Annotated in this window: 7 protein-coding genes; 3 read left to right on the top strand and 4 right to left on the bottom strand. The window is 65.9% G+C overall.

From position 1 onward, the window contains the following. Positions 1–1,041 precede the first annotated feature (1,041 nt). The 3 genes from GM909_RS24650 to GM909_RS24640 all read right to left on the bottom strand — a co-directional run bounded on the left by GM909_RS24650 (position 1,042) and on the right by GM909_RS24640 (position 7,067). Positions 1,042–1,329, bottom strand: coding sequence for a GIY-YIG nuclease family protein (locus GM909_RS24650; protein ID WP_157020183.1), 288 nt, complete (start codon positions 1,327–1,329; stop codon positions 1,042–1,044). A gap of 264 nt (positions 1,330–1,593) precedes the next feature. After that, positions 1,594–4,956: an excinuclease ABC subunit UvrB gene (uvrB, locus tag GM909_RS24645; protein WP_157020182.1), complete on the bottom strand. Its 3,363-nt coding sequence runs from the start codon at positions 4,954–4,956 to the stop codon at positions 1,594–1,596. Between the two features lie 356 nt (positions 4,957–5,312). Beyond that, positions 5,313–7,067, bottom strand: a complete 1,755-nt coding sequence (locus GM909_RS24640; protein WP_157020181.1) for a sensor histidine kinase — start codon at positions 7,065–7,067, stop codon at positions 5,313–5,315. Positions 7,068–7,536: 469 nt separating this feature from the next. On the opposite strand from GM909_RS24640, the gene GM909_RS24635 reads away from it, so the two are divergent. The 3 genes from GM909_RS24635 (at position 7,537) to GM909_RS24625 (ending at position 10,630) form a co-directional block, all read left to right on the top strand. After that, complete coding sequence (locus tag GM909_RS24635) at positions 7,537–8,757, top strand: NAD-dependent epimerase/dehydratase family protein (RefSeq protein WP_157020180.1); 1,221 nt, start codon at positions 7,537–7,539, stop codon at positions 8,755–8,757. A gap of 71 nt (positions 8,758–8,828) precedes the next feature. Beyond that, on the top strand, positions 8,829–9,725 hold the full coding sequence (locus tag GM909_RS24630; RefSeq protein WP_157020179.1) for a glycosyltransferase: 897 nt from the start codon (positions 8,829–8,831) through the stop codon (positions 9,723–9,725). An 11-nt stretch (positions 9,726–9,736) separates the two neighbouring features. Continuing rightward, a complete protein-coding gene (locus tag GM909_RS24625) occupies positions 9,737–10,630 on the top strand; it encodes an NAD-dependent epimerase/dehydratase family protein (protein WP_157020178.1) in 894 nt (297 codons plus the stop codon). Positions 10,631–10,964: 334 nt separating this feature from the next. Here the strand turns inward: GM909_RS24625 and GM909_RS24620 are convergent, their stop codons facing one another. Next, entirely contained in the window at positions 10,965–12,182 is a 1,218-nt protein-coding gene (locus GM909_RS24620) for a mandelate racemase/muconate lactonizing enzyme family protein (protein ID WP_157020177.1), read from the bottom strand. Positions 12,183–12,250: the final 68 nt, after the last annotated feature.

Below are 12,250 nucleotides of genomic sequence, written 5' to 3'. Positions count from 1 at the left end.
TGGCCCGGCCGGCCGCTCTTTTTCGGGTCGCGGGTGCGCTGGCGTTCACAACGCGCGTCATCCCGGCCGAGCGGAGCGAGAGCCGGGACCCATTGAGAGGCGCGGCCGGTCTCCGCAGAGCGCGCGGGCGCTGTTGAAACGTCGATAACGAGGACCGGGCCGTGCTCGACGATGATCTTCCAATGGGTCCCGGATAGCCCTCCGGGCTTCCGGGATGACGATGGAGGGGGTGGCTTCCGGAATGACGGCTGTGGGGCGGGCTTCGGGATGACGATGGAGATTATAGTGGCCCGGCCGGCCGCTCTTTTTCGGGTCGCGGGTGCGCTGGCGTTCACAACGCGCGTCATCCCGGCCGAGCGGAGCGAGAGCCGGGATCCATTGAGAGGCGCGGCCGGTCTCCGCAGAGGGCGCGGGCGCTGTTGAAACGTTCCATAACGAGGACCGGGCCGTGCTCGACGACGTTCTTCCAATGGGTCCCGGATAGCCCTCCGGGCTTCCGGGATGACGATGGAGGGGGTGGCTTCCGGAATGACGGTTGAGGGGCGCCAAACACGCGCGTCATCCCGGCCGAGCGGAGCGAGAGCCGGGATCCATTGAGAGGCGCGGCCGGTCTCCGCAGAGGGCGCGGGCGCTGTTGAAACGTTCCATAACGAGGACCGGGCCGTGCTCGACGACGTTCTTCCAATGGGTCCCGGATAGCCCTCCGGGCTTCCGGGATGACGGCTGATGGGCGGGCTTCGGGATGACGGCTGATGGGCGGGCTTCGGGATGACGGTGGAGCGGAGCCAAATACGCCCGTCATCCCGGCCGAGCGGAGCGGGAGCCGGGACCCATTGAGCAGCGCGGCCGGTCTCCGCAGAGGGCGCGGGCGCTGTTGAAACGTTCCATAACGAGGACCGGGCCGTGCTCGACGATGGTCTTTCAATGGGTCCCGGCTCGCACTCGCTCTGCTCGCTTGGCCGGGATGACGGCGGAGAGGTGGGCTTGCCGGATGACAGCGAGGGATGGGCGTCCGGCATGAGGGAGAGGGGCGGTGTGCGCTCACATGTTCAGGGTGTTGTAGAGGTCATCCCAGCGCGGATTGATGGTTTCGATGAGTTCGAGCTTCCACTTGCGCCGCCAGCGCTTGATGCGCTTCTCGTCGTCAATGGCATCGCGGATATCGTGGTAGTCGCGATACCAGACGAGCATCTTGACGCCGTATTTCTTCGTGAAGCCGCCCGTCAGGCCTTCCCGGTGTTCCCATATGCGTTGCTCAAGGTTGCTGGTCACGCCGGTGTAGAGCGTGCCGTTCTTGCGCGACGCCAGGATGTAGACATACCCGCCCATGAACGGAGTATGCGCGCAAGGGTTGTTATCTGCAACGGGCAAACACGCGCGTCATCCCGGCCGAGCGCAGCGAGAGCCGGGACCCATTGAGCAGCGCGGCCGGTCTCCGCAGAAAGTGCTGGCGGTACTGAAAGGCGCGAAGGCGAGGCCGTTCGACGAAGCTCAGGAGGGCCGTGCTCGACGATGGTCTTCCAATGGGTCCCGGCTCGCGCTCGCTTTGCTCGCTTGGCCGGGATGACGGTGGAGGGTTGTGCTCCCGGATCGTCAATTCCCAGGCCGGCCGCTCTTTTTCGGGCGGCGGGTGCGCTGGCGTTCGTCGGCCGGGTCTTCGTATGAGCCCAGGCCGATCCTGTCGCGGCGGATGGGCTTTGGATCATTGGAGGTGTCGCGCCCCTTCGCACCCCCCTCTGTCCTGCCGGACATCTCCCCCGCAAGGGGGGAGATCGGCTGCTTTGCGGGGGGCGCCTTGCCGAGCGGTTTCTCCGTGCGGCCGACGGTCATCTCGTCCAGCGTGTTCTTCCTGAACAGGGATTTTTCCTGCGTTTCCTGTGGCCCGGACGCGGCCTCCCGCCCGGCTCTGCCGCGCGGGGCGTCCGGGGCGGGATCGCTTCCAGATGGCGGGCTGCCGTCGCCGGGCGTGCCGTAGTCGGCGCCGTGCGCCTCGCGGTGGTCCTGCTTGTGGAACAGCGAGCCGGGGCCGGCCGGAGTGGCGTGGTCGCCGGCGGTGCCCATCTCGTCGAGCGAGGGCTTGGCGAAGAGGGGGGATTCCTTCCTTTCGCTCGCGCTGTCGCCGCTTCGCGGCTCGCTCCGCCCCTCCTTCTTTTGCGCGCCTTCGGCGTCGCGGGATGGCGGGCCATCAGGCCCGACGGCCGGTCGGCCTTGCGGCTGCGCCGAATGCTGCTCATTGTCAGGGGAGACTGACCGGCCTTTGCCGCCGCGCTTCGCCTTGTCCCGGCGGCTCTTCTGCGTGTTGGCAATGCCGGTGTCGCGGGCCAGCGGGTCGTCCATCACGGCGAGTTCGGTTTCCTGCAGCCGCTTGACCTCGTCGCGCAGGCGCGCGGCTTCCTCGAAGTTCAGGTCGGCGGCGGCGTCGCGCATGGCCTTTTCGAGATGCTCGATATGGGCCGCCAGATTGTGCCCGACGAGCTGGCCGGCATCCTCCAGATGCTCGATCTCGGGACGCACATGGTCCTGCTCGTAGACCGAATCGAGAATGTCGGCGATGCGCGACTTGACGCTTTCCGGCGTGATCCCGTGCTCGGCATTGTATTGGAGCTGCTTTTCGCGCCGGCGCTGCGTCTCGGCCATGGCGCGCTCCATCGAGCCCGTCACGCGGTCGGCATAGAGGATGACCTTGCCGTCGACATTGCGCGCGGCGCGGCCGATGGTCTGGACGAGCGAGGTTTCCGAGCGCAGAAAACCTTCCTTGTCGGCGTCGAGGATGGCGACGAAGCCGCATTCGGGAATGTCGAGGCCCTCGCGCAAGAGGTTGATGCCGACCAGGCAGTCGAAGGCGCCGAGGCGCAGGTCGCGCAGGATCTCGATGCGCTCCAGCGTGTCGATGTCGGAATGCATGTAGCGCACGCGGATGCCCTGCTCGTGCAGGTATTCGGTCAGGTCCTCGGCCATGCGCTTGGTGAGCACGGTGACGAGTGTGCGGTAGCCGGCGGCGGTGGTGGCGCGGATCTCGCCCAGAACGTCGTCGACCTGGCTTTTCGCCGGGCGCACCTCGACCGGCGGGTCGATGAGGCCGGTCGGGCGGATGACCTGCTCGGCGAAGACGCCGCCCGCCTGCTCCATCTCCCAGCCGCCGGGCGTGGCGGAGACGGCGACGGTGAGCGGGCGCATGGCGTCCCATTCCTCGAAGCGCAGGGGGCGGTTGTCCATGCAGGACGGCAGGCGGAAGCCATATTCGGCGAGTGTGGCCTTGCGGCGGAAGTCGCCGCGATACATGCCGCCGATCTGCGGGATCGTCACGTGGCTCTCGTCGACGAAGATCAGCGCGTTGTCGGGGATGTATTCGAACAGGGTCGGCGGCGGGTCGCCGGGGGCGCGGCCGGTGAGATAGCGCGAATAGTTCTCGATGCCGGCGCAGGAGCCGGTGGCCTCGAGCATTTCGAGGTCGAAGCGGGTGCGCTGCTCGAGCCGCTGGGCTTCCAGCAGGCGGCCGGCCTTTTCCAGCTCGGCGAGGCGCTGCTGCAGTTCCGCCTTTATCGAGCGGATCGCCTGGTTGAGCGTCGGGCGCGGGGTGACGTAGTGCGAGTTGGCGTAGATCTTGACCGATTTCAGGTCGCCGGTCTTCCGGCCGGTCAGCGGGTCGAACTCGGTGATCGACTCGATCTCGTCGCCGAACAGCGAGATGCGCCAGGCGCGGTCTTCGAGGTGGGCCGGAAAGATCTCGATCGTGTCGCCGCGCACGCGGAAGGAGCCGCGGACGAAATTGACGTCCTGGCGCTTGTATTGCTGGGCGACGAGGTCGGCGAGAAGCTGGCGCTGGTCGAGGCGGTCGCCGATCCGCATCTGGAAGGTCATGGCCGTGTAGGTCTCGACCGAGCCGATGCCGTAGATGCAGGAGACGGAAGCCACGATGATGACGTCGTCGCGCTCGAGCAGGGAGCGCGTGGCCGAGTGGCGCATGCGGTCGATCTGCTCGTTGATCGAGCTTTCCTTCTCGACAAAGGTGTCGGTGCGCGGGACGTAGGCCTCGGGCTGGTAGTAGTCGTAGTAGGAGACGAAATATTCGACCGCGTTGTCGGGGAAGAACTGCTTGAACTCGCCGTAGAGCTGGGCGGCCAGCGTCTTGTTGGGGGCGAGGATGAGGGCGGGGCGCTGCGTCTCCTCGATCACCTTGGCCATGGTGAAGGTCTTGCCCGAGCCGGTGACGCCGAGCAGCACCTGGGTGCGCTCGGCCGTATCGACGCCTTCGACGAGGTCGCGGATCGCGGTCGGCTGGTCGCCGGCCGGCTGGTAATCCGACTTCATCTGGATGGCGATGCCGCCTTCCGATTTCTCCGGCCGCTCGGGACGGTGCGGGGTCCAGATCTTGCCGTCCTTGTGCAGCGGGTTGCCGCTCTCGATGAGCGCGGACAGGGCGGCGACGGTGGCCGTGACGCCGGAGCTCGACAGGCTCTGCGCATCCTCCAGGGAGACGTCGAGGCCGGCGACCGGCATCAGGCCTGCCGCGGCGCGCTCCCTGGCCGAAACGGCGCCGCCCATCGAGGTGCCGCGCGCGGTCTTCGTCGGGGCGTCGGAGCGGGCGGGCACTTTTGATTTCTTAGCGCTCACGCTGTCGCCGCTTCGCGGCTCGCGACCCCCCTTAATCCTTTGCGCGCCTTCGGCGTCGCGGGGAGGCGCGCCATCGGGCGCGACGGCCGGTCGGCCTTGCTTGGCTATGCCCGGTTGGGGAGGCTCTTCCGCCTCTCGCGTAATCTCATCCGCCCAGTCCGAAATCGAGCCTTTGAGCGGTTCGCCCGAAAGGCCGGGCTGCGGCGCTTCCTCGAAGCCGGGCGGATCAAGCGGCTCGGATGCGTCCATGAAATCGGTGATCGGGCTGCGCTTCTTCGGCGCGTCCTTGCGTCCGCTGCCGGCAGGGTTGCGCTGCGTCGTCTTGTCGGGGGATCTGGCCATGGCGCGAATATGGAGAGAGTCAGGGCAAATGGAAAGGGCATTGCGCCGGCGCGATCGCCGGCCGGCAGCGGATGGTGACAGCAGGTTGTCAGTTGCCCCTGATGCGGCTCCGCCTGCGCCGGGCATAGGGTGAGCCTATTCCGTCAAAACGTAATCGTGCGCCGATCGGAAATGGGGCATTATCGAGGTGTGGATCATCCCACCGGCGTTTTGTAGACGTCTCGATCCGCACCCCCCGCGTGGACAGGAGACCTGACCAACGCTGCGCGGCCAGCATCGGACCCCACCCCTACCCGGATGCTGGCCGCGCGAAGGTGCCGCATTTTCCCGTTCGACACGACTGATTACCGGTGATGCTATCCGCCGACCGTCGCCGTGTGGGGCATATTCCCGCCGTTGTCTTCCGGCGCATCGTCTTCGTCGGCCAGCACATCGGGCGCCCGCAGGCGCCATTCGACGCCCGTCGCGGCGAAGACATAATCGACCTCGCCGTCGAGATTCTGGCCCGTCAGCCGGTCGATGACGACGTGGCCGAACCCGTACCGCGACGGCGCGGCAACAGGCGGCCCGCCGATCTCCTTCCACTCCAGGGCGATGCCGCGCCGGCCGCGCCGGGCCCATGTGACGCGGATCCTGCCGTCCTCGTCGGACAGGGCACCGTATTTCGTCGCATTGGTCGCCAGCTCGTGCAGGGCAAGACCGATGCTCTGCACCGCTTCCGGGCGCAGCGCCACGGCGGGCCCCTGCATCTCCAGGCGCTGCGACCCCGGTTCGACGAAGGCGGCGAGCTGTTGCCGGATCAGATCGGTGAGCGCAACCCGGGAACCGCCCGAGCCGAAGAGCAACTCGTTCGAACTGACCAGCGCGGCGATCCGGTCGTCGAAGTCGCGCCGAAACTCGTCCAATGTCGTGGCGCGGCGGCTGATGCGCCGGGCAATCGCCTGGATGACGGACATGATGTTCTTGTTGCGGTGGACCATCTCGCGCATGAGTAAGCGGATCTGTTCGAGCTGCGCGCGTGACTGCTCCTCGCTCGCCCGCAGCGCGGTGCTGCGCTCGCTGATGACGCCGGCGGCCCGGCGGACGGCATGGGTGACGGCATTGGCCTCGGTGATCGGCAATTGCCGGGCGTCGATTGCGCGCTCGGCCGCCAGGTCGGCGGCGGCAACGCGCAGATGCCGCATCGACAGTGCGATGCGGCGGCCGAGCCGGCTGGCCAGGGCCAGGCCCAAGGCGATGGCGGCAGCGGCGAACAGGGCAACCCCCACGAGACCGTTCCACAATGGCGCGTCCAGAACCGACCGGTCGACGCGCACCGAAGTGCGCCAACCGGTAAGCGCCGACCAGCGATAGGCCTCGATCAGATTTTGCCCGTCGTCGTCGTCCGGTTCGATGACACCGGAGACGCGGTCGGGCCGCAGCGGTTGGAGTGCGAGGTCGAGTGTGTTGCCGCCGGCCGGATTGCTGGCGAGAAGCTGTGCCTTGCGGTCCGATACGGCGATCGTCCAGCCTTCCGGAGGTTTTTCATTGCCGATGATCTCGCCGATGCGTTCGGTGGTGAGCGCGATCAGCATCAGATATTGCGCATCGTCACGCGTGACCGGCAGCAATATGTTGATCACGCGCGCATCGGAATCAGAGCCGGCAAAGGCGTCCGACACGTAGGGCCGTCCCGTACGTGCGGCGTTCTCGGCGCTCTCGGTGTCCGCTGTTTGCGGCAAGGGGGTGCCATAGGGCACTCTTGTGTCGAGCAACTGGTCGAAATTCTGATCGAGCAGCACGACATGGGCCGGGCGATTGCGCAGGGCGGCGCGGGCGCGCATGTGAAAGGCGGCGAAGTCCCGGGTTTCGAGCATTTCCGATGTGGCCAGGGTTTCGAGCACCGTGATCCAGGCGTTGATCTCACGGTCGATCGTGGCCGAAGCGCTAGTCGCCATCGCCTGCAGGCGGGCCTCGTTGGCGGCAAGCTCGGTGCGCGTGATCCATACGGCCGCCAGTGCCGCAAGCAGCGCAAGCGGCAGGACGAGCGCCACGGCAAAGGCGATCAGATGCGCGCGCAGTGTTCTCGGCTGGCGCAACAGCCTGGAAAGAAAGTGACGGATCCGCGGCACCGGAACCTCCTCTCAGCGCATCAATATCGCCTTCCCGCCGGACCCTAAAGGAAAAACTGTGGCCACAGCTTGGATGAAAGCGGTCGCACATCGTTCGGCCATCTCCGCGCCCCCCTCTGGCCTACCGGCCATCTCCCCCGCAAGGGGGGAGATTGGCTCGCGTCCCGACCACCGCTCTTTCGGCAGTTTTGGCGATTGGCGGTGCAGGTCGATGGAAGCGTAATCTCCCCCCTTGCGGGGGAGATGGCCGGCCCCTCGACAAGCTCGGAACCAGAGGGGGCAACGTAGCGCTCAGGACATGCAGCCCTGAGGGGAGATGAGCGATGGCTTGTCCGGCCGGGCGGGCCTGGTATATGCAATGGACCGCATAAAGGTTTGGACGCATTTGCATTTCGCGAGAATGCCGTACAATTCCTGTCATAAAGCGTTGTTAGCCAGCAAGCGGCCACAAGCGAAAAGGGACGATTCGATGAAGATTGCAGTTCTGGGCGGCGACGGCTTTGTCGGCTGGCCCACCTCGCTCCACCTTTCCGCGCAGGGACACGACGTCCACATCATCGACAATCTCTCCCGGCGCTGGATCGACACCGAGTTGGGCGTGCAGTCCCTGACGCCGATGGATTCCATCCAGGAGCGCACGCGCATCTGGCATCAGGAGACCGGAAGGCGCATCCATTTCCATCTGATCGACCTGGCGCGCGACTACGAGGTCCTGAAGGCCTGGCTGGCGGAGGAGCGGCCCGACGCGATCATCCATTTCGCCGAGCAGCGCGCCGCGCCCTATTCGATGAAGAGCGACCGGCACAAGAACTACACGGTCAACAACAACGTCAACGCCTCGCACAACCTGCTGAACGCCATGGTCGAGGTCGGACTCGACTCCCATCTCATCCATCTGGGCACAATGGGCGTCTACGGTTATTCGACCGTCGGCGCGGCGATCCCGGAAGGCTATCTGCCCGTCGGCATCGAGACGATGGCGGGCGATACGGTGCAGCAGGACATTCTCTATCCGGCCAATCCGGGCTCGATCTACCACATGACCAAATGCCTGGATCAGCTCGTCTTCCAGTTCTATGCCAAGAATGACGGGGTCAGGATTACAGACCTGCACCAGGGCATCGTGTGGGGCACGCATACCGACCAGACGCGGCTGCACGACCAGCTCGTCAACCGCTTCGACTATGACGGCGACTACGGAACGGTGCTCAACCGATTCCTCATCCAGGCGGCGATCGGCTATCCGCTCACCGTGCACGGCACGGGCGGGCAGACGCGCGCCTTCATCCATATCCAGGATTCGGTGCGCTGCATCGAGCTGGCGCTGAAGAACCCGCCCGGACGCGGCGACAAGGTGAAGATCTTCAACCAGATGACAGAGACACACCGGGTGCGCGACCTTGCCGAATTGGTGGCGCGGATGACCGGCGGCACTGTTGCCTATCTGCCCAATCCGCGCAAGGAGGCGGCGGAGAACGATCTGGTGGTGAAGAACGAGCAGTTTCTGGCGCTTGGCCTCGATCCGACGACATTGGAGCAGGGGCTGCTTTCGGAGGTCGTCGACGTGGCCAAGAAATTCGCCTACCGGGTCGACCGCTCGCGCATTCCTGCCGTGTCCGCCTGGACCAAGGACATCGCGCCGACGCTGGAGCGCGACCCGGAGGGCAAACGGCTGAAGAGTGTGGGGTGAGGCGAATACGCCGCATGACCCTCCCCCTTGAGGGGAGGGTGGCGAACGGAGTGAGCCGGGTGGGGTCGTCTATGCCGAGCACTGCCGATGGGACCCCACCCGGCCGATCGCCTTCGGCGTTCGGCCACCCTCCCCTCGAGGGGGAGGGTCATACCAGCCACGCCTACGTTACCCTCGTCACCAATGCCGACTACGCCATGGGTGCGACGGCGCTCGTACGTTCGCTCAAGCTGACCGGCACGACGGCAGACCTCGTGGTGATGCATACGGGCGGGGCGTCCGTCGACGAACTCAAGCCGCTCGAGGACCTCGGCGCCAAGCTCGTCGAGGCGGCGCTCCTGCCGACATCGGATGCATTCAACGCGCGCCATGGACGGGGAAACATCCACGGCCAAAACCCGTTCACCAAGGGCAGGAAACCGCATTTCCACACCCCGCTCGACAATTTCGCCAAGCTGAGGCTGTGGCAGCTCGAGGAATACGACGCATGCGTCTTCATCGACGCCGATGCGGTCGTATTGCGCAATATCGACCGGCTCTTCCTTTATCCGGAATTTTCCGCCGCACCCAATGTCTATGAGAGCCTGGCCGATTTTCACCGGCTGAATTCCGGCGTCTTCGTTGCCCGGCCGTCGCAGGAGACCTTTGCGCGCATGCTCGACGCGCTCGACGCGCCGGAGGCCTTCTGGAAGCGCACCGACCAGACGTTTCTGCAGAGCTTCTTCCCCGAATGGCACGGCCTGCCGGTGTTCTTCAACATGCTGCAATATGTCTGGTTCAACCTGCCGGAACTGTGGGACTGGGCCTCGGTGTCGGTCGTTCACTACCAGTATGAGAAGCCGTGGGAGGAAAACCATCCCAAGGCCGAGCGGCTGAGGCCGCTGATCGAGCTGTGGCGGGCCTATTATAACGGCGAGGCGATCCCGGACATCGATGCCTTGCCCAATCCGACGATCAAGGCGGGGTGAAGGGGCAGTCGATGAAAGCCCTGGTTTCAGGCGGTACGGGCATCGTTGGACGCTTCATCGTCGAGGCTCTGCTCGGCGCGGGCCATGCCGTTGCGGTCATGGGACGGCGGCCGCCGGAACCGGGATTTTTTTCGCGCCCGGTCGCATTCGTCGAAGGCCGTCTCGATGCGGACCGCGATCAGGCGGCGGCCTTTGCGGGCGTCGACGGGTTCGTCCATGCCGCCTTCGACCATGAGCCGGGAAAATACCGCGGCGGGGAGGGGGATGATCCCGCCACCTTCCGCCGTCGCAATCTCGCCGGCACGATGGCGCTGTTTACGGCGGCAAAGCGCGCCGGCGTCGGGCGTGCCGTTTTCCTGTCGAGCCGTGCGGTCTATGGACGGCAGGCGCCGGGCGCCCTTCTTGTCGAGGAGATGACGCCCCATCCCGACACGCTTTACGGCGAGGTCAAGCTGGAGGCGGAGCAGGGGCTCGCCGCGCTTTGCGATGCCGCGTTTGCCGGCTGCAGCCTGCGCGTCACGGGCGTCTACGGGCCGGCAGGGCCTGGGCGGGCGCATAAATGGTCCGGGCTCTTCGAGGATTATCTGGCCGGGCGGCATATCGCGCCGCGCGTGGCGACGGAAGTGCATGGAGACGACGTGGCCGCGGCGGTCCTGCTGGCGCTCGAAACGGAGGCGGGCGCGGTGTCGGGCAAGGTGTTCAACGTTTCCGACCTGGCGCTCGACCGGCACGACCTGCTGGCGCTGGTCAGGGACGCGGCCGGGGCCACGCATCCGCTGCCGGCGCGCGCCGACCGCGCGGCGCTCAACGTCATGGCGACCGAGCGCCTGCGCGCGCTCGGCTGGCAGCCGGGTGGGCAGGCGTTGCTGGAGCGGACCGTGCGGGCGATGGTAGGCAGGGGGTAGCCGTGCCTGCATATGGTGCGTCTGAACTATTTGAATCTGTGAGTGATTGCGCCTCTTCACACCCCCCTCTGGCCTGCCTTTCGGCGCTCCGCTATGGCTCTGCGCGTTCGTTGCTCGAAAAGCCAAATCATTGGCTTTTCGTCGTCCTTCGGCCGATCGCTCCTCACCCCCCGCAAGGGGGGAGATCGGCAGCTTCGATGCCCCGCTCGTCCTGCAGCGTTGGCGATTGGCAAAAAGGCCTATGCAAGCCGATCTCCCCCCTTGCGGGGGAGATGCCTGGCAAGGCAGAGGGGGGTGCGAAGGAGCCAAGGCCAACAAACGTAGCGGAAGACGCTCACGGAAAAAGCGGCGTCTGCATCATCTCCAGATGCAGGTCGTTGCCGTCATAGGGATGCGCTTCGCAGACCGCCTCGTCGAGTTCCACGCCGAGGCCCGGCTCGGCTGACGGGATGACCCAGCCATCCTGCCATTCGATCTTGTTTTTCAGCAGTTTGGCGTGAAAACCGTCCCAGGTCTTGAGCGATTCCAGGATCAGGAAATTGGGCAGGGTGACGGCGAGCTGGATGTTGGCCGCGCCGACGATCGGCCCGCAATAGCAGTGTGGCGCGACCTGGATGTGGTAGGGCTCGGCCATGGCGGCGATCTTCTTGGTTTCCAGAATGCCGCCGGAACGTCCGAGATCGGGCTGCAGGATCGATGCGGCGCGGTTTTCGATGACGCGGGCGAACTCGGCCCTGGTCGTCAGCCGTTCGCCGGTGGCGACGGGGATCGACGTGCCGCGCGCCACCTCGGCCATAACCTCCGGCATGTCGGGCGGCACCGGTTCCTCGAACCAGAGCGGATCGTAAGGCTCGATGGCGCGGGCCATGCGCAGCGCCCCGGAGGCGGTGAACTGTCCGTGCGTGCCGAACAGGATGTCGCAGGAGGTGCCGACCGCCTCGCGGATCGCGGCAACCATGCGGGTCGAAAGATCGATGTCGGCAAGGCGCGGCTGATGGCCGTCGAAGGCCGTGTAGGGTCCGGCCGGGTCGAGCTTGACGGCGTTGAACCCCTGGCGGACATATTCGGCTGCGCATCGGGCGGCGAGATCGGGATCGGTGTAGACGTTCTTGTCGGGGTTGTCCGCTTCGGCCGGAACGGCGCTGCCCGAATGGGGATAGAGATAGGTGTAGGAGCGCAGCCGCTCGTGCACCCGGCCGCCGAGCAGCTTGAAGATCGGTTCGCCGGCCTCCTTGCCGATAATGTCCCAGCAGGCGATCTCGAGCGCCGAAAAGCAGCCCATCATCGAGACATCCGGGCGTTGGGTGAAACCCGAGGAATAGCAGCGGCGGAAGAAGGTCTCGATGTCGTGCGGATCGTGGCCGATGAGATAGCGTTCGGCGACATCCTCGATCATGCGGGCCGTGACGGGCGGGCCGAAGGTGGCGTTATAGGCCTCGCCAAAGCCGGTGACGCCGCCGTCGGTCGTCAGCCGCACGAAGATGAAATAGCGCCCCCCGATTCCCGGCGGCGGATTGCCGACGACCCAGGTCTTGATGTCGGTGATTTTCATGGGTGGGCTCCGTTTGGGGGGAGTAAGGGAGTAAGGGGGTAGGGGAGTGTGAAAAGCTCCCCGCTGAC

The organism is Mesorhizobium xinjiangense (genome assembly GCF_009749525.1).
GTDB classification, from domain to species: Bacteria; Pseudomonadota; Alphaproteobacteria; order Rhizobiales; family Rhizobiaceae; genus Mangrovimarina; species Mangrovimarina xinjiangensis.
Note: the sequence above shows the minus strand (reverse complement) of the source record. Positions and strands in the feature narration are given on the sequence as shown.